Source organism: Streptomyces sp. NPDC000229 (genome assembly GCF_040300825.1).
Taxonomy (GTDB): Bacteria; Actinomycetota; Actinomycetes; order Streptomycetales; family Streptomycetaceae; genus Streptomyces.
Map to the genome: position 1 here is coordinate 57,762 of NZ_JBEPEL010000024.1, position 25,410 is coordinate 83,171.

The window sequence follows — 25,410 nt, forward strand, 5'->3', positions numbered from 1 at the left end:
TCACCCAGTCTATTGAAGGGTCTCCCGTTGTCTAGCCTTGCAAAGTTTTAATCTTTGGCTGAAGCACTGCGGATTTCGTAGGCGGAGTCCCTGGCTGCCAGCAGTCGATCAGCTGCGGCGCGGTGCAGCCGGGCCGCGGCGGGATCGCCGAGCCGGTCGAGCGTGTCCGCCAGCCGCAGCTGGAGCGCCGCGAGAAGCCGCACGTCCTTGGCCCGGCGCGCCCACTCGACGGCCTCCTCGCAGGTACGCAGGCAGTCCTGCGGCCGCCCCGCGTACTCCTGGACCCGCGCCGCCTCGCTCAACGCCCGTGCGTGGCCCCCGAGATCACCGAGGCGCCGATATCCGGCCGCGGCGGCCCGCCAGTTCCTCAGCGCCTCGCCGTACCGGCCCTCATAGGTGTGTACGGCACCGAGCCTGCCGTACAGCCGTGCCTGGTCGGCCCGCTCGTCGCGGGCGAGGCGCTGCGAGAGGGCCCGGCCGTACCAGTCGGCGGCCCGCTGCCAGTCCCCCAGCTCCTGGTACGCACCGCCTACGGATTCCATCGCGCGGCTGATCGCGTACGGGTCACCCGCGAGCCGTCCGGCGTCCAGAGCGCTCCGGTAGCGGGTCAGCGCATCGGTGGTACGGCCGGTGCGGGCGTCCAGGTCGGCGAGGTTCAGCAGGGCGGCGGCCCGCTCGCGGTGCAGTCCGCGCCGCTCGGCGACGTCCAGCACCAGCTGGTGCAGCCCGTACAGCTCGGGGGCGGCCTCCTCGGCGCCCCGGTGCGCGGCGAGCGCCCGGACGAGGGCGGCGACCAGGCGGCGGGCCAGGGTGTCCAGCTCCCCGTCGGCGACGGCGACCCGGGCGGCGGCCAGCAGCGCGGGCTGCCGGGTGCGCAGCCAGGCAGCGGCGGCCTCCGGTCCGGCGAAGCGCAGCGCCCGGGGCAGACCGGCGAGCTTGCGCCGCGCGGGCGAGCCCTCCGGTTCGGTGACCGCCCGGCACGACTGGAGCAGCCGTACGGTCCGCTCCAGCATCCTCGCGCGGGCGAGCTGCACCTCGGCGGGCCGGTCCTCGGCCTCCAGCCGCTCCCGCAGCAGCGGCAGGAGGCAGCCGGGCACCTCGTACTGCTCGTCGTCGGCCTCGTGCACGAGCCCGACGGCGGCGAAGCCCTCCAGAGCGGACCGGGCGGCCGAGACCGAGCAGCCGGCCAGAGCGGAGGCGGTGTGGGCGTCGGCGATGCCGACCGGGGCGAGGGCGAGCAGGCGCAGCGTCCGGGCGGCGGGCGGGGGCAGCGCCTCGTACGCCAGGTGGAAGGCGCGGGCCAGCGGCCGGGCGGCGACGGGGCGGTCGGGCTCCTCGGGCAGGGAACGCAGCCGTTTGGTGAGGTCGGCCACGGAGGACATGGGGCGGGCGGCGAGCCAACCGCCGGCCAGCACCAGGGCGGCGGGCTGCCCGCCGCAGAGCTCGGTGAGCGTCTCGGCGGCCTGCGGGTCGACGGTGATCCGTACCGAGCCGGTGAAGCTGTCGAGCAGTTCGATGGCCGCCTTGGCGTCCAGTCCGCCGACCGTGCAGGGCCGTACGTCCGGGATGCCGGTGAGCGGGCCCTGGGCGACGGCCACGACCAGGCACGCGGGATTGTCGGGGAGCAGCGCGCCGACCTGCTCGGCGTTCGCGGCGTCGTCCAGCAGGAGCAGGGCGCGGCGCTCGGCGAAGGTGTCCCGCAGCAGCTGGGTCAGCTCGTCCTCCCCGGCCCCGGCGGGCGCGGGGACGCCGATCCGGTCGAGCAGCCCGCGGGCGACCCGCTCGATGGGCACCGGGTCGCCGCCGGGCTCGGTCAGCCGGGCGCGCAGTACGCCGTCGCGGTAGCCGCGGGCGAGGTCGCCGACCAGTTCCTCGGCGAGCGCGGTGCGGCCGCTGCCGGGCCGCCCGGCGATCAGCAGGACCCGGGCGCGCGGGGAGGGCCGCCCGGCGAGGGTGTCGAGCCCGGCGCGGGCGATGTCGGCCCGCAGCTCCTTGAGCTCGCGCATCCGCCCGAAGAACGGACGGCGCCCGGGCCTCGCACCGGACCGGTCCCCACCGCCCGCGCCGCCGAAGTCCACCGCCTGATCCGTCACGGGCCACGCTCCCGTCCGCCTGTGCACGTGCTGATCCCGCCGGGTCCCCAGACGGGCGATCCGAGCGTAGTTCAGCCGCGGTGCCCCACCCGGCGGAGCACGGCGACGAGTCCCTCAATCGGATCAGCCGATCGTCACACCGCTGGGCCACCCGGGCGCTTCCCCGGCGGCCCCGCCGGTACACCGGCTCCCGGACCGCCCGGCCCTCACGCCTCGAACGGGCGGGCCGGCCAGGGGGCCTCGGCGGGGCGCAGCGCGTCCAGGCCGTCGCCCGCGCGGGCGGCGAGGACCGACAGGACGCCCACCACCAGGCAGTTGTTGTGCAGCTCGCCCGCGAGGACACCCCGTGCCAGCTCGTCGAGCGGCACGCGGGCGAGCTCCATGTCGGCCTCCTCCTCGGCGACCTCGAAGCGCTCGCCCTCCGCCGCCGACAGGCCGCGCGCCAGGAAGATCCGTACGGCTTCGTCGCAGCCGCCCGGCGTGGTGTACACGTCCGTGAGGACGTGCCACTGCTCCGCCTTGACGTGCGCCTCCTCGTACAGCTCGCGCACCGCCGCGTTCAGCGGGTTCTCACCGGGCACGTCCAGCAGGCCGGCCGGGATCTCCCACAGCTTGTGCCGCACCGGGTGGCGGTACTGGCGCAGCACCAGGACCCGGTCGTCGTCGTCGAGGGCGAGCACCGCGACCGAACCGGGGTGGACCTGGTAGTCCCGGCGTACGACGGTCCCGTCCGGCATGACCACGTCGTCCGTGCGGACACTCGTCTTGTTGCCCTGGAACGGCACGGCGGTCGCGGTGACCCGCCATTCCTCGGGCGTGTCCTTGATGGTCATGAAAGACGTCCTCCCTCGTACACAGACGTACACAGAAAACCGGGGCACGTGCCCTGATCAGGCCCGTACCCCGGTCAACCGTATCGCTAGCGCGTCACTTGCCCGTCGGGCGCGCACCCTGCTGTCGTTCGACGGCCGCCTTCACCAGGCCCGCGAAGAGCGGGTGCGGCCGGGTCGGACGGGAGCGCAGCTCCGGGTGCGCCTGGGTGGCGACCAGGTAGGGGTGCACCTCGCGCGGGTACTCGACGTACTCGACGAGCTTGTTGTCCGGGGAGGTGCCGGAGAAGACGATGCCCGCCTTCTTCTCCAGCTCCGCACGGTAGGCGTTGTTCACCTCGTAGCGGTGGCGGTGCCGCTCGTCGACGTACGGCTGGTCGCCGTAGACCTCGCGGACGATGGAGCCCTCGGCGAGCTTCGCCGGGTACAGGCCCAGGCGCATCGTTCCGCCCAGGTCGCCCGCGCCCTCGACGTACGCCAGCTGCTCCTCCATCGTCGAGATGACGGGGTGGGAGGTGGCCGGGTCGAACTCGGTGGAGTTGGCGTCGGCGATGCCCGCCAGGTTCCGCGCGGCCTCGACCACGATGCACTGGAGGCCCAGGCACAGGCCCAGCAGCGGGATCTTGTTCTCGCGGGCGTACTGGATGGCGCCGACCTTGCCGTTGACGCCGCGCTCGCCGAAGCCGCCGGGGATGACGATCGCGTCGACGTCACCGAGCTGCTTGGCGGCACCGGCCTGCGTCTTGCAGTCGTCGGAGGTGACCCACTTGACCTTCACCCGGGCCTTGTTGGCGAAACCGCCCGCGCGCATGGCCTCGGTCACCGACAGGTACGCGTCGGGCAGGTCGATGTACTTGCCGACGAGCGCGACGGTGACCTCGTGGTCGGGGTTGTGGACGCGGTCCAGCAGGTCGTCCCAGGTCGTCCAGTCGACGTCGCGGAACGGCAGGTCCAGCTTGCGCACGACATACGCGTCCAGACCTTCGGTGTGCAGCACCTTGGGGATGTCGTAGATCGACTTGGCGTCGATGGCCGCGACCACGGCCGCCTCGTCGACGTCGCACATCAGCGAGATCTTGCGCTTGATCGCGGTCGGTACGTCACGGTCGGCGCGCAGCACGATCGCGTCGGGCTGGATACCGATGTTGCGCAGGGCCGCGACCGAGTGCTGGGTCGGCTTGGTCTTCAGCTCGCCGGACGGGCCGATGTAGGGCAGCAGCGAGATGTGCACCACGAAGACGTTGTCCCGGCCGACCTCGTGGCGGACCTGGCGGACCGTCTCCAGGAACGGCAGCGACTCGATGTCGCCCACCGTGCCGCCGACCTCCGTGATCACGACGTCGACGTCGTCGGCCGCCATCCGCCGGATGCGGTGCTTGATCTCGTTGGTGATGTGCGGGATGACCTGGACGGTGTCACCGAGGTACTCGCCGCGCCGCTCCTTGGCGATGACCTGGCTGTAGACCTGGCCGGTGGTGACGTTGGCCGAGCCGTCGAGGTCGACGTCGAGGAAGCGCTCGTAGTGGCCGATGTCCAGGTCGGTCTCGGCGCCGTCGTTGGTGACGAACACCTCACCGTGCTGGAACGGGTTCATCGTGCCCGGGTCGACGTTGAGGTACGGGTCGAGCTTCTGCATCGTGACCCGAAGGCCCCGCGCCTTGAGGAGCGCACCCAGGCTGGAGGCGGTCAGGCCCTTGCCGAGGGAGGACGCGACACCCCCGGTGACGAAGATGTGCTTGGTCGTCGTGGATTTGGGCGGCATGGCCAAGAGGGGGCTCCCGTGGTCGCGTTCTGGAGGTGCGTACCGGCGTCCGCCGGAGGGTCCGGGGGTGCCGTCGCTGCGGTTCGGGGGCCGCCGATTCGAGGTGCGGCGCCCACCGGTCCACGGGCTACCAGGGTATCAGCGACGCAGGCCCGCCGCTCCCGGCCACGCGTGGGGTGGACGACGGCCACCGCCCCGCACGGGCCCGCACCCGGGGTCGGCGCGCCGGAAGCGGGCACGGTGTGCACACAGCGCGCACGCACCGGCACCCACGGCACACGAGCGCGTCGGGGGTTTCGCACGGGGAGAGGAGGGTCACTCGTTCTGCTCAACAGCTCTACCAGGACGATCACACAGAGGGCCGGGACGCGTCGTATCCTGCTCGGACATCCGTCGCCGAGCCGGCCCCTCATAAACGGCACCACCCCGCCCGTCACCGGGAACATCGTGCTCGTCGGCGATCCTTGACCTTGACCCCAGTAAGCGCCCCACGGGGGCGAACGTTGCCGTTCGACTGGAGATTGCACGTGGCCGGGCGCATCGAGGACTACGCACTCATCGGAGACATGCAGACCGCCGCCCTGGTCTGCCGGGACGGTACGGCCGACTGGCTGTGCCTGCCCCGCTTCGATTCGCACGCCGTCTTCGCAGGACTCCTCGGTACCGAGGAGCACGGTTTCTGGCGGATCGGGCCGGCTCACGCCGACGGCACCGAACCGCCCGCCGCCGACCGGCGCCGCTACGTCGGTGACTCGCTGATCCTCGAATCCGAGTGGGACACGCGGCGCGGCAACGTGCCCGGCACGGTGCGCGTGACCGACTTCATGCCGCCGCGTGACGGCGCCCCGCAGCTGGTGCGGATCGTGGAGGGCATCAAGGGCCGGGTGCGGATGCGGTCCGCGCTGCGGATGCGGTTCTCCTACGGACGCGTGGTGCCCTGGGTCCACCAGGTCGACGGCCGGACGGTCGCCGTCGCCGGGCCCGACTCCATCTGGCTGGACGCGGATGTGGAGACGCACGGCGAGGACCTCACCACGTACTCGGACTTCACCGTCAAGGAGGGCGACCGGGTCGCCTTCACCATCAGCTGGCAGCCCTCGCACCACCCGCAGCCTCCGCTGGCGGACCCGCTGGGCGCGCTGGAGGCCACGTCCGAGTTCTGGCGCGAGTGGGTCGACCACTGCACCTACCGGGGGCCCTACCGGGAGGCGGTGGTCCGCTCCCTGATCACGCTGAAGGCGCTGACGTACGCCCCCACGGGCGGCATCGTCGCGGCGCCCACCACCTCGCTGCCGGAGGACATCGGCGGCGTACGGAACTGGGACTACCGCTACACCTGGCTCCGGGACGCGGCGATCACCCTCTCCTCGCTGCTGCGCACCGGCTATCGCGAGGAGGCCCGCGCCTGGCGCGAGTGGCTGCTGCGCGCGGTCGCCGGCGACCCGGAGAACCTCCAGATCATGTACGGCATCGCGGGCGAAAGGGAACTCGGCGAGGCCGAGCTGGACTGGCTGCCCGGGTACGAGAGCTCCGCCCCCGTCCGCGTCGGCAACGGCGCCGCCAACCAGCTCCAGCTGGACGTGTACGGCGAGGTCACCGAGGCCCTGCACCTGGCGCACATGACGGGCCTGTCGCGCAACGACTACGCCTCGCTGCTCCAGCTGAAGCTGATCCGGTACCTGGAGGACCACTGGGACCAGCCGGACGAGGGCATCTGGGAGGTGCGTGGACCGCGCCGCCACTTCGTCCACTCCAAGGTGATGGCGTGGGTCGCGGTCGACCGGACGATCAAGCTGATCGAGTCGGGGGACGCGGACGGTCCGCTGGACAAGTGGTCGGAGCTGCGCGACACGATTCACCGGGACGTGTGCGAGAAGGGCTACGACCCGGAGCGCAACACCTTCACGCAGTCGTACGGCTCCAAGGAGCTGGACGCCTCGCTGCTGCTGATCCCGCAGGTGGGCTTCCTGCCGCCGGACGACAAGCGCGTGATCGGCACGATCGAGGCGATCCAGCGGGAGCTGTCGACGGAGGACGGCTTCATCCTCCGCTACCCGACCGAGGGTGCGGACGAGGGCGTGGACGGCCTGCCCGGTGACGAGGGCGCGTTCCTGGCCTGCTCGTTCTGGATGGCGGACGACCTGGCGATGATCGGGCGGGTCGACGAGGCGCGCAAGCTCTTCGAGAAGCTGCTGGGTCTGCGGAACGACCTGGGGCTGCTGGCGGAGGAGTGGGATCCTCGCCTGCAGCGCCAGGTCGGGAACTTCCCGCAGGCGTTCAGCCACGTGCCGCTGATCGACACGGCACTGCGGCTGACCGCCTCGGGCGCGTACGGCGGCTGACGAGCCGCGTTCGGCGGCTAACAGGCGGCGATCACCTCCCGGGCGGCGCGTTCCCCTTCGGTCGCGCCGCCCTCCATGAAGCCCTGGAAGTCGTAAGAGCAGTGCTCGCCGCCGATGTGGATGTTCCCCTGGGCGGTGCCCTCGTATCCGGCGTACCGGTGCAGGTAGCCGACCGGCCACATGGAGTACGCGCCGAGCGTGTACGGGTTGAGGTGCCAGGCGGACAGCTGGGCGCGGCCGGTCCAGGCCCGGGACGTGCCGGGGAAGAACGCGTCGATGCCGCGCAGGCGGCGGGCCGCGAGGTCGCGGACGTACGGGTCGGACTCGGTGGAGAACGGCCCGGCGGGCGCGAGGTTCCTGGCGAGGGTGCCGCCGTTGTACTGGATGAGGATGCCGCCGGTGCCCGGCTGGATCTTGGTGGTGTCCCAGGTCTGCTGGACGTCGGTGTCGGTGAAGCAGTCCCCTGCGGAGACGCCCGGCCAGGGGCCGGTGCCGCGCCACGGGCGGGTGCCGCACTGCATGTTGAGCTTGGTGCAGTGGCCCATGCGCGCGTCGCGCAGCAGGTTCCTCATGAGCGGGTCGAAGCCCGCCTGGCCGAGGTCGAGCCGCTGGAGGACGGGCAGCGGGACGCACAGGACGGTGTGGTCGGCGGTGACCGTGCGGGTGGTGCCGCCCTCGGTGAAGGTGAGGGTCTGGGTGGAGTCGGAGTTGGCGCGTACGGCGGTCAGGGACCAGCCCATGCGGAGGGTGCCGGTCGGCAGTGACCGGGCGATGGCGTTGGGCAGTTGGTCGTTGCCCCCGGTGATGTGGTAGCGCTCGTTGGACAGGCCCCAGACGTTGAAGTGGCCCGGGTTGGTCTGATAGCCCATCAGCAGGACGAGGGCGAGGGACGACTGCTCGGTGGTTTCCGCTCCGTACTCGACGTTGTACGCGACGTCGATGAACTGCCCGAGCGGTGAGGAGTGCCCGCCGGGCACACGGCTCTCGATCCAGTCGTATATCGACATGTTGTCCAGGGCCGTGCCGTGGGGCGTGCTCTGGTTCCACTTCACCTCACCGGCTTCCTGAAGGTCCCGGTGGAGTTGCTGGTAGACGGCCTTGAAGTCCTCGTCGGCCTGGTGGCGCGGGTAGTAGGTGCCGTCGAACCACAGGACTTCCTCGGCGCCGGTGGGGCCGCCGCCGAGGAAGTCCTCCAGGGGCAGGTTGAAGCGGCGGCAGAGCTCCTGGATCTTCTTGTGGCTGGTGTCGATCAGCTCACCGCCGATCTCGGAGATCTGGCCGTAGGCCCAGTGGCCGCGCTGCGTCCACATGCGGCCGCCGACACGGCTCGGGTTCGCCTCGTACAGGGTGCAGTTCAGACCCGCGTCCTTGAGGGTGAGCGCGGCGGTGAGGCCGGCGATGCCGGCGCCGACGACGGCGATGCGCGGGGCCGTCGCGGCGTGCGCCGTCGTCGGCCGGGCCGCCACCGCCGTACCGACACCGGCGGCGAGGCCGAGGGCGGCGGCGCGGCGCAGGAGGTCGCGGCGGGTGGAACCGCGGACGGCGGCGACGGGCATGCCGAGCCGCTCGGCGGCGGCGTGGTGGGCGGCGATGTCGCGCAGGGCGCGCATCAGGGGTGTACGGGACATGGTTCTGCTCCTCAGACGGTCGCGGGCTGGTGGTCTTCGTCTGCGCGCTCGGCCGCGTCCTCGAGGACGATCCGGCCGATGATCTCGTACCGCTCGGGCTGTCTGGCCTTCAGGTAGAAGCCGAGGCCGAGGCCGCCGAAGAACACGGCGCCGACGATCCACGGGATGAGGGTGAAGAAGAGGGAGTCGGCGGCGAGGCCCGCGGCGGTCTCCATGTTCAGTACCAGCAGGACGACGACGGCGGTCATCCCGATGCCGCCGAGCAGCGGTGCGGTGAACGTCTTGAACCAGTGCCGGTCCTCGGGGTGGTTCTTGCGGAAGTAGCCGATGACGGCGAACGAGCACAGGGTCTGGACGATGAGGATCGCCATGGTGCCGAGGATCGCGAGCAGCGTGTAGAGGTGGATGTACGGGTCCTGGCCGGTGAGCCAGAACGCGCCGACGAGGACGACGGCGATGGCGCTCTGTACGTAGGAGGCGATGTACGGCGAGCCGTGCGTGGCGTGCGTACGGCCGAGCGCCGGGTGCAGGAAGCCCTCGCGGCCGATGGCGTACAGGTAGCGCGAGGCGCACTGGTGGAAGGCCATGCCGCAGGCGAAGGAGCCGGTGAGCAGCAGCCACTGGAAGGCGTCGACGGCCCAGGCGCCGATGTAGGTGGTGGTGGGGTTGAAGAACAGGTCGAGGGGGCTGGCGGACGCGGACACCTCGACGGCGCCCTGGAGGCCGTTGCCGGCGATGGTCATCCAGGAGACGTATATGTAGAAGAGGCCGACGCCGACGACGGAGACGAGGGTGGCGCGCGGGATGACGCGCTTGGGGTCGCGGGACTCCTCCCCGTACATCGCGGTCGACTCGAAGCCCACCCACGACCAGAAGGCGAAGAAGAGGCCGAGGCCGGCGGAGGCGCCGGTGAAGGCGTTGGCCGGGTTGATCGGCTCGACCGGTATCCCGTCCGGGCCGCCGCCGTTCAGCAGGACCGCCGTGGCGACGGCGAACAGTACGGCGATCTCGGCGACGAGCATCACGCCGAGCGCCTTGGCGGTGAGGTTGATGTCGAAGTACGCGAGGACGGCGGTGACGGCGAGCATCGCGGCCGCGTACACGATCCACGGCAGGTCCACGCCCAGCTGGTCGGCGACGGTGGTCTTGGTGAAGTAGGCGAAGACGCCGACGATCGAGGCCTCGAAGACGATGTATGCGAGGACCGCGAGCATGCCGGAGGCCATGCCCGCGATACGGCCCAGGCCGTGCGAGATGTAGCCGTAGAAGGCGCCGGCCGCGGTGATCCGCTTCGCCATGGCGACGTAGCCGACGGAGAAGACGGTGAGGACGAGCGTCGCGAAGAGATAGCCGGCCGGGGCGCCGGTGCCGTTGCCGAAGCCGACCGCGATGGGGAGGTTGCCGGTCATCGCGGTGATCGGTGCGGCGGTGGCGACCGCCATGAACACGACGCCGACGAGTCCGACGGAGTTCGCCTTGAGCCGTTGCACCTGGTGGCCTGCTGGGATGGGATTCTCTGCCATGGCGGGACACCTTCCTCCGGCGTGACGTACGCCACAATCGACAGGCGGTCGCGCAAATGGGCCGTCGGCACGACGAGTTGTCGCCCGGTGCCGGTCGTCGTCATCGTCCGGTGATGTCCTCGGAACGCGGACGCGGGTAGCGTCCGGCCGTATGACCTCGATGAACGATCAGGGCGGAATCACCGTGCAGCGGGCGCTGGAGCTGCCCGGGCTGCGCGGCGGCCTGCCGGAAGTGGTCGCCGGGGCGGACCGGCTGCACCGGACGGTGCGCTGGGTGCACGCCGGTGAGGTGCCGAACATCGCGTCGCTGCTGAAGGGCGGCGAGCTGCTCCTGACGACCGGGCTGGGGCTCGGTACGCGCCCGGCGGAGCAGCGGGCGTTCGTGCGGCGACTGGCGGAGCGCGGGATCGCGGCGCTGGTGGTGGAACTGGGCCCGAGGTTCTCCCGGCTGCCCGCGACGATCGTGGAAACGGCGCGGGCGGCGGGCCTGCCGTTGGTCCAGCTGCACCGGGAGGTCCCTTTCGTCTCGGTGACGGAGGAGGTCCACACCGAGATCGTCAACGGGCACTACGCGCTGCTGCGGCAGGCCGAGGACGTGCACCGGCGGTGCACGGAGGCGCTGCTGGGCGGCGGCGGGGTGCCGCAGGTGCTGGGCATCCTCGCCGACTTCGCGGCCAACCCCGTGTTCCTGGAGACCGCGGACGGCCAGCTGCTGTACGCCGCGGGCGGCGGTGCGGGGCCGGACCCGCTCCAGGTGTGGGAAGGGCTGCGCGGCCAGCGGGAGGCCCGGGAGGCGGGGCCTCCGACGGGGGCGGTGCTGGTGGACGTGCCGGGCGGCGGACCGGGCGCGGCGGCGGTACGCGCCCGCCTCGTCCTGCTGGCCGTGTCCGGGGGGCTGCTGCCGGTCCACCGGATGGCGGCGGAACGGGCGGCCGGGATCCTCGCGGTGGTGCTGATGCAGGCGCGGCAGGAGGAGGAGCTGGCGGCGCGGGGCCGGGGCGATTTCCTCAACGACCTCGCCGAGGGCCGCATCACGGCCGACGACGCGCCCGCGCAGGCCCGGGTGCTGGGCTTCAAGCCGGGTGACGGCCCCCTGCTCCCGGTCGTCATGCGCCTCGCCTCCGAACTCTCCCCGTCCGGCAACTGGTCGCTGCTGGCCCGCGCCGTACTGGAGGAGCTCTCGGCCGTGGGCGTCCCCGTCCTGCTGGGAGTGCGCCCCGTCGAAGGCCGGGTGCCGCTGCTGCTGGGTCTGCGTGGCGAGACCGAGCGGTCGGCCGTCGCCGACCGGGTGGCCGCGGCGCTGCGGGCGGGTGTGGCGCGGGCGGGTCTGGAGCGCGCGGGCGGGCACCCGCCGGTCGTCGTGGTGGGCGTCGCGGGTGGCTGGGCGGCGGCGTCGGCGGGGCTGCGGCACGCCGGGGAGACGGCGACCGCGGCGCAGGGCCTGCCGGACCGGCCCTGGTACGACGCACGGCGCCTCGACATCGACCTGCTGCTGTGGCGGCTGCGGGACCATCCGGACCTGGCCGCCTTCGTGGACCGGGCGATCGGCCCGCTGCGGGACCACGACCGGACGTCACGTCCTGCCCTGCTGCCGACGCTGGAGACGTACCTGGCGCACGCGGGCCGCAAGGCGGAGACGGCACGCGAACTGCACCTCAACCGCCAGACGCTCTACAACCGCCTGGCCCGCATAGGCGACCTCCTGGGCACGGACCTGGACGACCCCCAGACGGTCCTGGCCCTCTCCCTCGCCCTACGGGCCCGCCGCCACCTCCCCTGAGACCGCGGGGTCCGGGCAGTCACCGACCGGCGCACAGCTCGTCGTACACGCTCAGCACCTGCGCGATCGTCTCGTCCTCCGTCGGCCACGTCGCCGCCTGCGCCCGTCCGGCCGCCGCCAGCGCGGCCCGCCGCCCCGGGTCCGCGAGCAGGACCGTCACCGCGGCGGCCAGCGCGTCCCCGTCCCCGTACGGCACGAGTTCCGCCGCGTCGCCGACGAGCTCCGGCACCCCGCCCACCGCCGTCGCGACCAGCGGTACGCCGAGCCGCAGGGCCTCCTGGGCGAGCGGGGCGCGCGCCTCCCAGCGGCTGGGGAGCACCGCCACGTCCGCCGCCGCGAGCAGTGACGTGACGTCGTCGCGCCGTCCGAGCAGCCGCACCGGCAGCCCCTCCCCGTCGATCCGCCGTTGCAGCAGGGGCCGTTGCCGCCCCTCCCCCGCGACGGCGACCAGCGGCACCGGGTCGTGGCGGAGCCACAGCCGGGACGCGTCCAGCAGCGTGCCGTACCCGCGGTGCGGCTCCAACGCGCCGACGGCCATCAGCAACGGCCGATCCATGGCACCGAGTTCCGCCCGCGCCTTGCCCGCCTGCGCCTCGGCCACGCCCGCGTGCGGCGTGGGCACCGAGACGGGCCCGAGACGGGCGTCACGGGCACCCCGCCGCCGCGCCCGGTCGACGAGTTCGGACGACGTCCCGAGCACAACGGCCGCCGTGCGTACGGTCTTTCGTTCCATGAGCCGGACCAGCCTGCCGCGGGCCCCCTCCGCGTGCGCACGCGTGTGCCAGGTGACGACGAGCGGTACGCGTTGCGAACCGAGCGCCAGCCCGGCCCGCAGCGAGGCGTGCAGTCCGTGTGCGTGCACCACGTCCGCGCCCGCGCACGCCGCCCGCAGTGCCCCGATGGCGACCGGGTCACTGCGGCGCGGTACGGGTACGAAGTGGGCGCCGGTGCCGAGGAAGTCGTAGTCGGGGTCCAGTTCGGCGGGGGCGCAGACGGTCACCCGTACGCCCCTCGCCACGAGTCCGGCGGCCAGTGATCTGACGTGAGCGCTGCTGCCCGCGCTGCCGCCGCCCAGCACTTGGACCGTATGCAGCTGTGTCACGCGCCCAAGGATGCCAGTCCGTACGCACGTTCCGGCACCGTCGGGGCGAAGCGGCCGTGTCGCGGGGCGTAAACCATCGTCAGCGATCACTCACTCGGGTGAACCGGCGAGGCGGCTGACGGTGTCTCCGTACGCCGCCGCCGCGACGAGCCCGGCCGCGTGCACCGCGAGTCCCGCGCGCCCGTTGGCGGCGGCGATCGCCGTGCCGAGCGCCGCGCCCAGGGCGTGGGCGCCCGCGTCGCCGAGCATGGTGCGCTCAGCGAGGTCGTCGGCGACGACGGCGGCCGCGGCGCCCATCGGAGCGGCGGCGAGAGGCCCGCGCAGCAGGCCGGGCGCGCCGAGCGCGAGCACCGTGAGGGCTGCCCGGCCCGGACGTACGTCCACGAGGTTGACGAAATGAGCGGTACCGGCGATCACGACGCCCGCGAGGAGCTTGTCGACGGGCCGCTCCTTCAGCAGCGCGCCGGCGACGAGCCCGGCGGCGCCGATCCCGAACAGCTTGACGGCCCCGCTGGTGACCTCGCCGTCCCGCAGGGCGCCCAGGTGTGCCCGGAAACCGCGCCGGTGGTCGCCCTTGGCGTCGTCGTACGCCCCGCAGGCCCCCGCGGCGAGCCCGGCCAGCACCGCGGCGCCCCGCCCCCGCGCGCCCGACGGCAGCACCCCGAGCGCTGCGCCCGCGGCCACGGCGGGCCCGGCGTACAGGTCGACGGCCCGCCCGGCGTGGTTCGTCCGCTCCCACTGCTCGTCACGACGCCGCCGCAGCCCCTGGTACACGGCACGCGTAGCCCCTGCGGCGAACCCGAACGCAGCTGCCGCCCTAGAGAATTCGATCATGCTGGTCACCCTACGAGCGCCCGCACCCGGCCTCCGGCCCAGGGTGGGGCCGTGCAGGGTCGCCCCCGCAGAGGCTGGCGGCCCTGAAAGGGCTCCCTTCACTGGGCCCAAGGCCGCCGGCCTCGAGGAGGTGAGCCCGGAGGGGCCGCACCCCCACCCACCGGCAGCGAACGAGCGGCACCGCCCCACCGGCAAGCACCCGAAACCGCCCCACCCGCCGCAGGCCGAACCGCCCCGGACCACGACGCAGGCCCGCACCCTCCCGAAACCCACCCGCCGCAGGCCGAACCGCCCCGGACCACCCGCCACAGGGGCGAACCCTCCGGAACCCATCCAACGCGGGCCCAACACCCCGCAACCCACCCAACGCAGGGCCGAACCGCCCCGGACCCCCCGGTCCGGGGCCTGCGTCAGGCGTCCGCCCTCGCCGTCGCCAGCAGCTCCTCCGCATGCGCACGGGCCGTCTCGGAGTCCTCCTGGCCGGCCAGCATGCGTGACAGCTCCCGCACCCGGTCCTCGCCCTCCAGGACGGTGACACCGGAACGGGTCACGGACCCGTCGTTGGTCTTCTCGACCAGCAGTTGCCGGTCGGCGAACGCCGCCACCTGGGGCAGGTGCGTGACCACCACGACCTGCGCGGACTTGGCCAGCTTGGCGAGCCGCCGCCCGATCTCCACGGCCGCCTTGCCGCCGACGCCCGCGTCGACCTCGTCGAAGAGGTACGTCGGCACCGGGTCCGTCCCGGCGAACACGACCTCGACGGCGAGCATCACGCGCGAGAGCTCACCGCCGGACGCGCCCTTGGCGATCGGCCGGGGCGGCGCGCCCGGGTGCGGGGCGAGCAGCAGCTCGACCTCGTCGACGCCGGCCGGCCCGTAGGCCACCGTCCGCCCGCCGACCTCCACGCCGTCGGGATCGTCGGTCTGCCGGATGTCGAACGACACGCGCGCGTGGGGCATGGCGAGCGACGCCAGCTCGGCGGTGACGGCGTCCGCGAACCGCGCCGCCGCTTCCGTCCTGGCGTCGGTCAGGGCCTGGGCCAGCCCGGACAGTTCGGCGCGCAGGGCGTCCCGTTCGGCCGTCAGCTCACCGATCCGGTCGTCGTCGCCGTCCAGCTCGGTCAGCCTGGCGGCGCCCTCCTCCGCCCACGTCAGGACGGCGGCGATGTCGGAGCCGTACTTCCGGGTCAACGACGTGAGCGCGGCGCGCCGCTCCTCGACGGCCGCGAGGCGCCGGGGGTCGGCGTCCAGGTTGTCGGCGTACCCGGCCAGCTCACCCGCCACGTCGGCGAGCAGGATGGAGATCTCGCCCATCCGGTCGGCGAGCGCGGCGAGCGCCGGGTCGTGCGACCGTACGGCCTCCAGCGCCCGCTGCGCGCCCGCGACGAGGGTCGTCGCGTCGAGGACCTCCGGGTCCTCGGGGTTGCCGGCGAGCGCGCCGTGGGCGAGCGCGGCGGCGGAGGCGAGGGCCTCGGCGTGGCCGAGCCGCTCCGCCTCGGCGGCCAGTTCGACGTCCTCGCCCGCGCGCGGCTCGACCGCCTCGATCTCGGCGAGCCCGAAGCGCAGCAGGTCGGCCTCCTGCGCCCGCTCCCGGGCGCGCGTGGTCAGCTCCTCCAGCTGGGCGGTGACGGCGCGCAGCCGCCGGTAGGCGTCCGTGTACGTGGCCAGCGGTACGGCGACGGCGTCGCCCGCGTACCGGTCGAGCGCGCCGCGCTGACGGGCGGGCTTGAGCAGGCCCTGCTGGTCGGTCTGGCCGTGCACGGCGACGAGTTCGTCGGCCAGCTCGGCGAGCACGCCGACCGGCACGGAGCGCCCGCCCAGGTGCGCCCGCGAGCGGCCCTCCGCCGAGATGGTGCGGCTGATGAGCAGCGCGCCCTCGTCGAGTTCGGCGCCCGCTTCCTCGGCCCGGACCGCCGCGGCGCCGCCGGGCGGCACGCTGATCCGGCCCTCGACGACCGCGGACGGCGAACCGATCCGCACCAGGGCGGGGTCGGCGCGCCCGCCGAGCAGCAGGCCGAGGCTGGTCACGACCATGGTCTTGCCCGCGCCGGTCTCGCCGGTCACCGCGGTGAAACCGGGTGACAGCTCGACCACCGCGTCGTCGATGACCCCGAGCGACCGTATCCGCATCTCCTCCAACACGGGGAAGACCTTACGAGGTCTTGGGCCCGCTGTGCGACGGCCCCCGCCCCGCGTCGTCGAAGCAGCAGGTCGGAGCGCGGGCGCGGAGCCCATCTGTCACCCGCCGGAGTGGGGATGACCCCCCTCTCGACCCGGGGAGCAGCCCCATGGCGCCGGCCACGCGTCGCCCACCAACATGATCACCATGAGTATCGGACCGGCCCTCGCCTCACTGCGCACACTGGCCCGCCTTCGTCGGCACGGTCGGCACGGCGGTGACCGCGCTGTGCGCGTCCACCGTGGTGAGCGCCTCGACCATGATGATGACCACTCCGGCGACGGGCGAGAGAGCGCTCGTCCTGCTCACCGGCTCGATCTGCGTCTCGAAGCCGCCTGGTCCCAGCGGCCTGTGCCCTCACATCCCTCAGCGCGGTGCGCCCCGCCAGCCGGACACCGGCAGCGCGAACTTGGCCACCAGCCGGTCGGTGAACGACGCGTGGTGCAGCCGCGCCAGCCGTACCGGCACCGCCCCACGGCGCACCTCCACTCGGGCGCCCGCGGGCAGTTCGACGGTGCGCCGCCCGTCGCACCAGAGCACTCCGTGCGGGGTGTGCGGCTCGACCTCGACCGCCAGTACCGAGTCCGGCGTGGTCACCAGCGGCTTGGCGAACAGCGCGTGCGCCCCGATGGGCACCATCAGCAGCGCCTCCACCTCGGGCCAGATCACCGGTCCCCCGGCCGAGAAGGCGTACGCCGTCGAGCCGGTCGGGGTCGCGCAGATCACCCCGTCGCAGCCGAAGCCGGTCACGGGCCGGCCGTCGATCGCCAGGACGACCTCCAGCATGCGCTCGGCCGAGACCTTCTGCACCGCCGCCTCGTTGAGCGCCCAGTCGCTGTGCAGGACGTCACCGTTGTTGTGCACGGTGACGTCCAGGGTCATGCGCTCCTCGACCTCGTACGCCCGCGTCACCACCCGGTCCACGACCTTGTCGAGGTCGTCGCGCTCGGCCTCCGCGAGGAAGCCGACGCGCCCCAGGTTCACGCCGAGCATCGGCACCCCCGAGGCGCGTGCGAACTCCGCGCCGCGCAACAGCGTCCCGTCGCCGCCCAGCACGATCAGCAGCTCGCACCCGTCCAGTACGTCCGGTGACGCCTCGGGCACCGTCTCCACCGTCGGGGGCAGCGGCAGATCGGCCGCCTCGGCGGCCAGGACGCGTACGCCGATCCCGTTGCGCAGCAGTCCGAGCACGACGAGCTCGGCGCTGCGGACCGCCGCCGGGCGGCCGGTGTGCGCGAGCAGGAAGACGGTGCGGGGTGCAGCAGTCGTCGAAAACGCTGTCGATGAACTCAACGAGGTCCCTCCGCCACGGCGCGTTCCACATCCGCCGGATCCAGCGCGGGCGCACCCGCCCGCAGCCACAGAAAGTACTCGACGTTGCCGGACGGGCCGGGCAGCGGACTGGCGGTGACGCCCAGCACCCCGAGACCCAGGTCACCGGCCTGCCGCGCCACCTTGCGCACGGCCTCGGCGCGCAGCTCCGGGCTGCGCACGACCCCGCCGCTGCCGAGCCGCTCCTTGCCCACCTCGAACTGCGGCTTCACCATCAGCACCAGGTCGGCGTCGGGCGCCGAAACACCCGCCAGGGCGGGCAGTACCAGCCCCAGCGGGATGAACGACAGGTCGCCCACCACCAGATCCACCGGCTCTCCGTCGATCGCGTCCAGCGTCAGCTCACGCACATTCGTACGGTCCTTGACGGTCACGCGTTCATCGCTCTGCAGCGACCAGGCGAGCTGTCCGTACCCGACGTCGACGGCCACGACGTGCGCAGCCCCGGCGCGCAGCAGGACGTCGGTGAACCCGCCCGTGGACGCGCCGGCGTCCAGCGCCCGCCGCCCCTCGACCTTCAGCCCCCGCGGTACGAAGGCGGCGAGGGCCCCGGCCAGCTTGTGGCCGCCGCGCGAGACGTAGTCCGGGTCGGCGTCGTCCTGCGCCACCACGATCGCGGCGGCGGTCTCGACCTGGGTGGCGGGCTTGGTGGCGGCGTTGCCGCCGACGGTCACCCGCCCCGCCGCGATCAGCTGGCTCGCGTGCTCGCGCGAGCGCGCGAGCTTCCGGCGTACCAGCTCGGCGTCGAGACGGCGGCGTGCGACTCCTGCCACGTTCGGTTCAGCTCCTGTGTTCGTACGAAGGCGAAGGCTGGGGGCGCGCGTCGAGCGCGTCCAGCGCCTCCCGCAGCCCCCGGTGTACATCCTCGTACACCTCCAGGTGCCCGTCGGCGGGGAGGTGGTCGGCGTCGGCCAGCCGCTCCAGGCCGGCGTCGACCCCCGGGTGCCCGGTGGGGACGCGGGGGACGCCGAGGGGCGCGGGCGCCGCCGGGTCGTACGACTCCACGGGGGCGGCACCTTCCGGGGCCTCGGGCATCACGTCGCTCATGCCCAGACGCTACCGCGAAGCGCTGGGGTACGGTCGGTGGCGATGGCCACGATCGAGGAGTGCCGCAGCGCACTCGACAGACTTTCGGACAACCTGACGCACGCGAACGGCGAGGTGCGCAGCGCCGCCGCGCTCGACCGCTCGCTGAGCTGCCACGTCACGGACCTCGACGTCACCTTCACCGGCCGTCTCGCCGGGGGCCGGATCGAGGTGCAGGACCGGGTGGACGGGCCACCGCCGGAGCGGGCCGAGATACGGCTGGCGATGGCCGGTGACGACCTGGTGGCGATGGTGGACGGCGAGCTGAACTTCGCCAGGGCCTGGGCCTCCGGCCGGATCAGGCTGGAGGCGGGCTTCCGCGATCTGCTGCGCCTGCGGTCACTTCTGTAGGGCGGCGACCGCCCGGGCCCTCCTCGCCGCCGGAATGACGAGCGGCGTGCCCGTCTCGGGGTCGTCGATGACCTGGCAGCGCAGCCCGAAGACCCGCTCGACCAGCTCGGCGGTGACCACCTCGGACGGCGGCCCCTCCGCGACGATCTCCCCGCCCCGTACGGCGATGAGGTGCGTGGCGTACCGGGCGGCGTGGTTGAGGTCGTGCAGGACGGCGACGAGCGTGCGGCCCTGCGTCTCGTGCAGCTCGGCGCACAGGTCGAGCACGTCGATCTGGTGCTGGATGTCCAGGTACGTCGTCGGCTCGTCGAGCAGCAGCAGCGGGGTCTGCTGGGCGAGCGCCATCGCGATCCACACGCGCTGGCGCTGCCCGCCCGACAGCTCGTCGACGTACCGGTCGCCCAGCTCGCCCACTCCCGTGGCGTCCATCGACTCCTGGACGATCCGCTCGTCCTCCGGTGACCACTGGCGCAGCAGCCCCTGGTGCGGGTAGCGGCCGCGGGCGACGAGGTCCGCGACGGTGATGCCGTCCGGTGCGATGGACGACTGCGGAAGCAGTCCCAGGGTCCTGGCGACCTTCTTCGCGGGCATGGAGTGGATGGCCTGTCCGTCCAGCAGGACGCGCCCCGCGGTCGGCTTGAGCATCCGTGACAGGGCCCTCAGCAGGGTCGACTTGCCGCACGCGTTGGGGCCGACGATCACCGTGAAGGAGTTGTCGGGTATCTCGACCGACAGGTCGCGGGCGATGATCCGCTGCTCGTAGGCGAGGGTGACCGCCTCCGCGCTCAGGCGCTGCTGCATGGACGTACTCCTGGCGTTCTTCTCTTGGTTCAGGGGGGTCATATCCGGCCTGCCTTGCGTTCCGTCACCAGCAGCCACAGCAGATACACGCCGCCGACGACGCCCGTCACGACGCCCACCGGGAGCTCCCGCTCACCGAAGGCGTTGGTGGCGGCCCAGTCGGCGACCAGCAGCAGCGCGGCCCCCATGAGGGCGGAGGCGGCGAGGTTGGGGCCGGGCGAACGGGTGAGCCGGCGGGCGAGCTGCGGCGCGCTCAGCGAGACGAAGGTGATCGGCCCGGCGGCGGCCGTGGCGACCGACACCAGCAGCACGGCGGACCCCATCAGCACCAGCCGCGTCCGCTCGACCTTCACACCGAGCGCGTACGCGGCGTCGTCGCCCATCTCCAGCATCCGCAGCGGCCGGCCGTACGCCAGCACCAGCGGCACGAGCACGGCGCACACGGCGAGCAGCGGCCAGAACTGTGCCCAGTCACGGCCGTCGAGGGTGCCGGTCATCCACAGCACGGCCCGGGTGGCGTCGATCAGGTTCGCCTTGGTGATCAGGTAGTGGATGACGGCGGTCAGCATGGCGGCCGCGCCGATGCCGATGAGCACGAGCCGGAAGCCGTGCACGCCCCGCTTCCAGGCGAGCAGGTAGATCAGGAAGCCGGTCACCACACCGCCCACGACGGCTCCGCCCGCCACGGCGGTGGCGCCGCCCCCGAAGAGCACGATCACGCTCAGCGCGCCGACGGTGGCGCCCTGCCCGAAGCCGATGATGTCCGGGCTGCCCAGCGGATTGCGGGAGACGGACTGGAAGACGGCGCCGCCCAGCCCCAGGGACGCTCCGACGAGGACCGCGACCAGGACGCGCGGCAGCCGCAGGTCCTGGACGATGAACTCCTGCGCCATGGTGCCGTTGCCGAGGAGTGTGGCGACGACGTCGCCGGGCGCGATCGGGAAGTCGCCGCTGCCGATGAGGACGACACCGGCCGCCACGGTCACCGCGGCCAGCAACAGCACGGTGACGGCCGCACGCGGCTCGTAGCGGACGGACAGGCCCCCGGGGGTGCGGAGGGCCTTCGCGGTACGCGTGCTCACAGCTGGGCCATCCTCTTGCGGCGTACGAGGTGGATGAAGACCGGACCGCCCACGAGCGCGGTCACGATGCCGACCTGGAGCTCGGAGGGCCGGACGACGACCCGCCCGAGCACATCGGAGCCCAGCAGCAGCACCGGCGACAGCACGGCCGCGTAGGGCAGGATCCACCGCATGTCGGGGCCGGTCAGCGCGCGTACGAGGTACGGCACCATCAGTCCGATGAAGACGATCGGCCCGCACGCGGCGGTCGCGGCACCGCACAGCAGCGTCACCGACACCATCCCGAGCGCGCGTGTCCGGTTCAGGTGGGCGCCCAGCGCGCGGGCGGTGTCGTCACCCATCTCCATGGCGTTGAGCGGGCGCGCGATCAGCAGCGCGAGGACGACCCCCACGGCGATGAACGGCGCCACGCTGCGGACCGTCTGCATGTCGGCGTTGGCCAGCGACCCGACGGTCCAGAAACGCAGCCGGTCCAGAGCGGCCGAGTCCAGCAGCTGCACGGCGTTGACGTACCCGTACAGCGCGGCGGTCGCCGCCGTACCCGCCAGCGCGAGGCGTACGGGGGTGGAGCTGCGGCTGCCGCCGAGCACGTACACCACGACCGAGACGACGGCGGCGCCCAGGAAGGCGAACCAGACGTACCCGCTGAGCGAGGTGACGCCCAGGAAGCTGATGGCGCTGACGACGGCGGCCGCGGCTCCCGCGTTCACGCCCAACAGGCCGGGCTCGGCGAGCGGGTTGCGGGTGAGGGCCTGCATCACCGCACCGGACAGGCCCAGCGCGACACCGACGATCACTCCCAGCACGGTCCGGGGCACCCGGAGGTCCTGGATCAGGACGTCGTTGCCCGTACCGGAGTTGTGGAACAGACCGTGCCACACGTCACCGAGCGGGACCGGCTTGGCCCCGACCATGATGCTCGCGACACAGATCAGCAGCAGGACACCGACGGCGACGAGAAGCCCGGCCGCGCGCACCGAACGGCGGCGCCCACGGTGCTCGGCTGCGGCTGAAGGATCCGCGCTCTGTTTGGGAGGACTGTCGACCAACACCCGGTTAGGTTAGCCTACCTTTGCCTTTCCTCCGCCGACCCCCTCGACGGCCACTCACCACCCCAGCCGGGCCAGCGCCTTCCCCGCGTCCAGCGTGCACGAACCGTCCCCCGCGTACGTCCACGCCGCCGCGCACAGCGCCCGCAGCGCGTCCGACGCCCCGCCGTCCCCTTCCAGGACCAGGGCGTCCGCCCGCACGGCCGCCGTCCACCCACCGCACCGGAATCCGTCGGCCGCCGTCCCCGCGACCTCCGGCTGCCCGGTCAGCAGCCCCCGCAGATCGGCGTCCACATACGTCGGCCGGTGCTCGGGCACCGCGGCCAGCAGCCGCGCCGCGTCCGTCACCCCGGTCAGCACGAGCAGCGAGTCGACACCCCCGTTGAACGCGCCCTCGATGTCGGTGTCCAGCCGGTCCCCCACCACCAACGGCCGCTCGGCACCGGTCCGCAGGATGGTCTCGCGGTGCATCGGCGGCAACGGCTTGCCCGCCACCTGCGGCTCCGCGCCCGTCGCGATCCGTACCACCTCCACGGCCGCGCCGTTCCCCGGCGCGATCCCCCGGCCGCTCGGGATCGTCAGATCCGTGTTGGACGCGAACCACGGCACCCCCCGCGCCACCGCGTACGACGCCTCCGCGAACCGCCCCCACGGCAGCTCGGGCCCGCCGTACCCCTGCACCACGGCAGCCGGGTCGTCGTCCGCCGACTCCACCGGCTCCAGCCCGCGCTCACGCAGCGCGACCCGCAGGCCCTCACCGCCGATCACCAGGACTCGCGACCCCTGCGGCACCTGGTCGGCGATCAGCCGGGCCACCGCCTGCGCCGAGGTGATCACATCGGCCGGCGCGGCCGGCACCCCCAGCTCCGTCAGATGCGCGGCGACGGCATCCGGCGTCCGGAGCGCGTTGTTGGTGACGTACGCGAGGTGCATCCCGCCGTCCCGGGCGGTCTCCAGCGCCTCCACCGCGTACGGGATCGCCTCTCCGCCCGCGTACACCACCCCGTCCAGGTCCAGCAGCGCCGTGTCGTACGCCTCGCTCAGTGCGCGCGCACTGCCGCTCGGCCGGTTCCTGCCCCGCTGCCCCATGTCCCGAACTCCTCGTTCCGAAAGCGACTTGCCCCCGATCATCGCTCATACCCTCGATCCACATACGATGCAGGGATGGACACCACAGGTTCTGCGGCCAACGGCGGTCTGCACCTGACACCTTTCCGTGGGCTGCGCTATGTACCGGAACGGGTCGGGAGCCTTGCCGCGGTGACCTCTCCCCCGTACGACGTGGTCGTACGGCCCGACGGTGTGCACCACCTGCAGTCGGCCGACCCGCACAACATCGTCCGGCTGATCCTGCCGCAGGCCGCCACCAAGGAGGCCCGCCACCGCCAGGCCGCCGACACCCTCCACGCCTGGCTTTCCGACGGCATCCTCGCACCGGACGCCGAACCCGCGCTGTACGTGTACGAGCAGCGCAAGGGCGACATCCTCCAGCGCGGCCTCATCGGCGCCCTGGAGCTCACCACCCCCGCCGAGGGCGTCGTGCTGCCCCACGAGGACGTCATACCGCACGTGGTCGAGGACCGGGCGTCCCTGATGCGCACCACCGCCGCCAACCTCGACCCGCTGCTCCTCACCTACCGCGGCAACGGCACCGCCACCGGCGCGACCGCCGTCATCGAACGCACCGTCCAGCGTGCGCCCCTCCTCTCCACCACCACCGAGGACGGCATGAGCCACCGGCTGTGGTCCGTCACCGACCCGGCCGCCCTGGCCGAAGTCGCCGACGACCTCCGTCGGCACCAGGCCCTCATCGCCGACGGGCACCACCGCTGGGCCACCTACCTCCGCCTCCGCGAGGAACACCCCACGCCCGGCCCCTGGGGCTACGGCCTCGTCCTCCTCATCGACACGGCCCGCTACCCGCTCCAGGTCCGCGCCATCCACCGGCTCCTCAACCACCTCCCGGTGGCCGACGCGCTCACCGCCCTCGACGACACCTTCCGCGTCCGCGCGGTGGACGGCCCGCTCCCGGCCGCCCTGGACGCCCTCGCCACCGCCGCTTCGGAGGGCAACGCCTTCGTGCTCGCCGGCGACGGCCGCTTCCATCTGATCGACCGCCCCTCCCCCGAGCTCCTGGCCCGTACGATCCCGGCCGACCGCCCGGAGGCCTGGCGCACCCTCGACGCGACGGTGCTGCAGGCCACGCTCCTCGACCACATCTGGCGCGTGCCGGACACCCCCGCGGGCATCACCTACATCCACGACGCCCAGGCCGCCGTCGCCCAGGCCGAACGCCGGGGCGGCACGGCGGTCCTCATGCACCCGGTACGCGAGGACATCGTCCGCGAGCTCGCCCGCCAGGGCGTCACCATGCCGCGCAAGTCGACCTCCTTCGGCCCGAAGCCCGCGACGGGCCTGGTGCTGCGCAGCCTGGACGTCGACTGACGCCCGGACATACGAAAAGGGGCGGCATCCTCGCGGATGCCGCCCCTTTTCACCTCAGTCAGTCCTGCTGTTCCTCGTCCGTCTCCGCCTCGTCCTCCACGGCGGCGTCGACGAACTCGACACCGTCCAGCTCGGCGAGCCGGTCGGAGGCGTCGGTCGAACCGTCCTTGTCGGCCTCCAGCGCCTTGGCGAACCACTCCCGCGCCTCGCCCTCACGCCCCGCCTCCAGCAGCGCGTCGGCGTACGCGTACCGCAGACGCGCCGTCCACGGCTGGACGGAGTTCGACGCCAGTTCCGGGCTCTGCAGGGTCACGATGGCGGCGTCCAGCTGCCCCATGTCCCTGCGCGCCCCGGCCGCGACCAGACGCATCTCGACCTGACCCGCCTTGTCGAGCTTCTGCACCTCGGGCTCACCGGCCATCGCCATCGCCCGCTCGGGGCGGCCCAGTCCGCGCTCGCAGTCGGCCATGACCGGCCACAGCTCCACGCTGCCGGTCATCCGCCGGGCCGCCCGGAATTCGGCCAGCGCCTCGGCGTACTTCTGCGTCGCGTACGCGGCGAAGCCCGCGGCCTCCCGCACGGCCGCCACACGCGAGGCCAGCCGCAGCGCGATACGCGAGTACGCGTACGCCTTCTCCGGGTCCTCGTCGATGAGTTTGGCGACCATCACCAGGTTCCTGGCGACGTCCTCGGCGAGCGTTTTCGGCAGGCTCATCAGCTCCTGCCGTACGTCCTTGTCGATCTCGTCACCGGTGACGTCGTCCGGGATCGGCAGGCGCTTGATCGGCTCACGCTCCCGGTCGCGCCGGTCACGGTCGTCCCGGCCACGGAACCCACCACGGTCGTCTCGGCCACGGTACCCACCTCGGTCATCACGACGGTCGTCGCGCCGAGGCCCACGCGGCCGGTCGTCACGCCGGTCGTCCCGCCCGCGGAACCCGCCCCGGTCATCCCGCCGGTCGTCCCGCCGAGGCGCCCGCTCGTCACGCGGGAACCCGCCACGGTCGTCCCGGCGGTCGTCACGAGGCCGGTAACCGCCACGGTCGTCGCGGGGGAAACCGCCACGGTCGTCACGACGGTCGTCACGAGGCCGGTAACCGCCACGGTCGTCACGGCCACGGTCATCTCGGCGGGGCCCACGGTCGTCACGGTTGAACGCCGACCGGTCATCACGACGGAACCCACCGCGATC

Annotated in this window: 21 protein-coding genes and 1 pseudogene; 4 read left to right on the forward strand and 18 right to left on the reverse strand. The window is 73.0% G+C overall.

Going from position 1 to position 25,410, the window contains the following annotated elements; genetic code table 11:
* Positions 1-47 precede the first annotated feature (47 nt).
* From ABT360_RS15110 to ABT360_RS15120, 3 genes are all read right to left on the reverse strand, one after another.
* Positions 48-2,093: a tetratricopeptide repeat protein gene (locus ABT360_RS15110; RefSeq protein ID WP_351815201.1), complete on the reverse strand. Its 2,046-nt coding sequence runs from the start codon at positions 2,091-2,093 to the stop codon at positions 48-50.
* Between the two features lie 206 nt (positions 2,094-2,299).
* Positions 2,300-2,926: an NUDIX hydrolase gene (locus ABT360_RS15115; RefSeq protein WP_351815204.1), complete on the reverse strand. Its 627-nt coding sequence runs from the start codon at positions 2,924-2,926 to the stop codon at positions 2,300-2,302.
* A gap of 94 nt (positions 2,927-3,020) precedes the next feature.
* A complete protein-coding gene (locus ABT360_RS15120) occupies positions 3,021-4,685 on the reverse strand; it encodes a CTP synthase (protein ID WP_351815207.1) in 1,665 nt (554 codons plus the stop codon).
* 527 nt (positions 4,686-5,212) lie between these two features.
* Between ABT360_RS15120 and ABT360_RS15125 the strand changes: the two genes are divergently transcribed.
* Positions 5,213-7,027: a glycoside hydrolase family 15 protein gene (locus ABT360_RS15125; protein WP_351815210.1), complete on the forward strand. Its 1,815-nt coding sequence runs from the start codon at positions 5,213-5,215 to the stop codon at positions 7,025-7,027.
* Positions 7,028-7,044: 17 nt separating this feature from the next.
* Here the strand turns inward: ABT360_RS15125 and ABT360_RS15130 are convergent, their stop codons facing one another.
* Complete coding sequence (locus tag ABT360_RS15130; protein ID WP_351815213.1) at positions 7,045-8,655, reverse strand: flavin monoamine oxidase family protein; 1,611 nt, start codon at positions 8,653-8,655, stop codon at positions 7,045-7,047.
* An 11-nt stretch (positions 8,656-8,666) separates the two neighbouring features.
* A complete protein-coding gene (locus ABT360_RS15135; protein WP_351815216.1) occupies positions 8,667-10,178 on the reverse strand; it encodes an APC family permease in 1,512 nt (503 codons plus the stop codon).
* Between the two features lie 160 nt (positions 10,179-10,338).
* On the opposite strand from ABT360_RS15135, the gene ABT360_RS15140 reads away from it, so the two are divergent.
* A complete protein-coding gene (locus ABT360_RS15140; RefSeq protein ID WP_351815258.1) occupies positions 10,339-11,958 on the forward strand; it encodes a PucR family transcriptional regulator in 1,620 nt (539 codons plus the stop codon).
* A gap of 19 nt (positions 11,959-11,977) precedes the next feature.
* Here ABT360_RS15140 and ABT360_RS15145 read toward each other — a convergent pair whose 3' ends face one another.
* From ABT360_RS15145 to ABT360_RS15175, 7 genes are all read right to left on the reverse strand, one after another.
* Positions 11,978-13,060 carry a glycosyltransferase family 4 protein gene (locus tag ABT360_RS15145; protein ID WP_351815219.1) on the reverse strand — a complete coding sequence of 361 codons (1,083 nt, stop codon included), beginning with the start codon at positions 13,058-13,060 and terminating at the stop codon, positions 11,978-11,980.
* Between the two features lie 90 nt (positions 13,061-13,150).
* Positions 13,151-13,894 (reverse strand): hypothetical protein, encoded by a 744-nt coding sequence (locus tag ABT360_RS15150; protein ID WP_351815222.1) that lies wholly within the window; start codon positions 13,892-13,894, stop codon positions 13,151-13,153.
* Positions 13,895-14,304: 410 nt separating this feature from the next.
* Complete coding sequence (gene recN, locus ABT360_RS15155) at positions 14,305-16,023, reverse strand: DNA repair protein RecN (protein WP_351815260.1); 1,719 nt, start codon at positions 16,021-16,023, stop codon at positions 14,305-14,307.
* Positions 16,024-16,243: 220 nt separating this feature from the next.
* On the reverse strand, positions 16,244-16,381 hold the full coding sequence (locus ABT360_RS15160; RefSeq protein ID WP_351815225.1) for a hypothetical protein: 138 nt from the start codon (positions 16,379-16,381) through the stop codon (positions 16,244-16,246).
* Positions 16,382-16,438: 57 nt separating this feature from the next.
* Positions 16,439-17,365, reverse strand: coding sequence for an NAD kinase (locus ABT360_RS15165; RefSeq protein WP_351815227.1), 927 nt, complete (start codon positions 17,363-17,365; stop codon positions 16,439-16,441).
* Entirely contained in the window at positions 17,362-18,177 is an 816-nt protein-coding gene (locus ABT360_RS15170; RefSeq protein ID WP_351815230.1) for a TlyA family RNA methyltransferase, read from the reverse strand. Before ABT360_RS15170 ends, ABT360_RS15165 begins: the two co-directional genes overlap by 4 nt.
* A 7-nt stretch (positions 18,178-18,184) precedes the next feature.
* Positions 18,185-18,451 (reverse strand): hypothetical protein, encoded by a 267-nt coding sequence (locus ABT360_RS15175; RefSeq protein ID WP_351815233.1) that lies wholly within the window; start codon positions 18,449-18,451, stop codon positions 18,185-18,187.
* A 42-nt stretch (positions 18,452-18,493) separates the two neighbouring features.
* On the opposite strand from ABT360_RS15175, the gene ABT360_RS15180 reads away from it, so the two are divergent.
* Positions 18,494-18,841, forward strand: a complete 348-nt coding sequence (locus ABT360_RS15180) for an SCP2 sterol-binding domain-containing protein (protein WP_351815236.1) — start codon at positions 18,494-18,496, stop codon at positions 18,839-18,841.
* Here ABT360_RS15180 and ABT360_RS15185 read toward each other — a convergent pair.
* The 4 genes from ABT360_RS15185 to ABT360_RS15200 are packed head-to-tail and all read right to left on the reverse strand — an operon-like array spanning position 18,830 to position 22,862.
* Positions 18,830-19,684: an ABC transporter ATP-binding protein gene (locus tag ABT360_RS15185; protein ID WP_351815238.1), complete on the reverse strand. Its 855-nt coding sequence runs from the start codon at positions 19,682-19,684 to the stop codon at positions 18,830-18,832. The two genes, ABT360_RS15180 and ABT360_RS15185, sit on opposite strands and share 12 nt — an antisense overlap.
* The gene (locus tag ABT360_RS15190; protein WP_351815241.1) at positions 19,681-20,724 is read right to left on the reverse strand and encodes a FecCD family ABC transporter permease; all 1,044 of its coding nucleotides are present in this window, start codon (positions 20,722-20,724) and stop codon (positions 19,681-19,683) included. Before ABT360_RS15190 ends, ABT360_RS15185 begins: the two co-directional genes overlap by 4 nt.
* Positions 20,721-21,776 (reverse strand): FecCD family ABC transporter permease, encoded by a 1,056-nt coding sequence (locus ABT360_RS15195; protein WP_444852243.1) that lies wholly within the window; start codon positions 21,774-21,776, stop codon positions 20,721-20,723. Before ABT360_RS15195 ends, ABT360_RS15190 begins: the two co-directional genes overlap by 4 nt.
* A gap of 54 nt (positions 21,777-21,830) precedes the next feature.
* Positions 21,831-22,862: an HAD-IIA family hydrolase gene (locus tag ABT360_RS15200; protein WP_351815244.1), complete on the reverse strand. Its 1,032-nt coding sequence runs from the start codon at positions 22,860-22,862 to the stop codon at positions 21,831-21,833.
* 75 nt (positions 22,863-22,937) lie between these two features.
* Here ABT360_RS15200 and ABT360_RS15205 point away from each other — a divergent pair, with 75 nt between their 5' ends.
* Positions 22,938-24,218 carry a DUF1015 domain-containing protein gene (locus tag ABT360_RS15205; protein ID WP_351815247.1) on the forward strand — a complete coding sequence of 427 codons (1,281 nt, stop codon included), beginning with the start codon at positions 22,938-22,940 and terminating at the stop codon, positions 24,216-24,218.
* A gap of 58 nt (positions 24,219-24,276) precedes the next feature.
* Here the strand turns inward: ABT360_RS15205 and ABT360_RS15210 are convergent, their stop codons facing one another.
* A complete protein-coding gene (locus ABT360_RS15210) occupies positions 24,277-24,993 on the reverse strand; it encodes a hypothetical protein (RefSeq protein WP_351815264.1) in 717 nt (238 codons plus the stop codon).
* Positions 24,933-25,410, reverse strand: a pseudogene (locus tag ABT360_RS15215) (hypothetical protein); the annotation flags it as partial. The gene ABT360_RS15210 and the pseudogene ABT360_RS15215, both read right to left, overlap by 61 nt.

Bases quoted from the DNA above. Each gene is read 5' to 3' on its own strand.
- ABT360_RS15115 (WP_351815204.1), bottom strand. From the start codon at position 2,926: ATGACCATCAAGGACACGCCCGAGGAATGGCGGGTCACCGCGACCGCC.
- ABT360_RS15120 (WP_351815207.1), bottom strand. From the start codon at position 4,685: ATGCCGCCCAAATCCACGACGACCAAGCACATCTTCGTCACCGGGGGT.
- ABT360_RS15130 (WP_351815213.1), bottom strand. From the start codon at position 8,655: ATGTCCCGTACACCCCTGATGCGCGCCCTGCGCGACATCGCCGCCCAC.
- ABT360_RS15135 (WP_351815216.1), bottom strand. From the start codon at position 10,178: ATGGCAGAGAATCCCATCCCAGCAGGCCACCAGGTGCAACGGCTCAAG.
- ABT360_RS15140 (WP_351815258.1), top strand. From the start codon at position 10,339: ATGAACGATCAGGGCGGAATCACCGTGCAGCGGGCGCTGGAGCTGCCC.
- ABT360_RS15150 (WP_351815222.1), bottom strand. From the start codon at position 13,894: ATGATCGAATTCTCTAGGGCGGCAGCTGCGTTCGGGTTCGCCGCAGGG.
- recN (WP_351815260.1), bottom strand. From the start codon at position 16,023: ATGCGGATACGGTCGCTCGGGGTCATCGACGACGCGGTGGTCGAGCTG.
- ABT360_RS15175 (WP_351815233.1), bottom strand. From the start codon at position 18,451: ATGAGCGACGTGATGCCCGAGGCCCCGGAAGGTGCCGCCCCCGTGGAG.
- ABT360_RS15180 (WP_351815236.1), top strand. From the start codon at position 18,494: ATGGCCACGATCGAGGAGTGCCGCAGCGCACTCGACAGACTTTCGGAC.
- ABT360_RS15185 (WP_351815238.1), bottom strand. From the start codon at position 19,684: ATGACCCCCCTGAACCAAGAGAAGAACGCCAGGAGTACGTCCATGCAG.
- ABT360_RS15200 (WP_351815244.1), bottom strand. From the start codon at position 22,862: ATGGGGCAGCGGGGCAGGAACCGGCCGAGCGGCAGTGCGCGCGCACTG.
- ABT360_RS15205 (WP_351815247.1), top strand. From the start codon at position 22,938: ATGGACACCACAGGTTCTGCGGCCAACGGCGGTCTGCACCTGACACCT.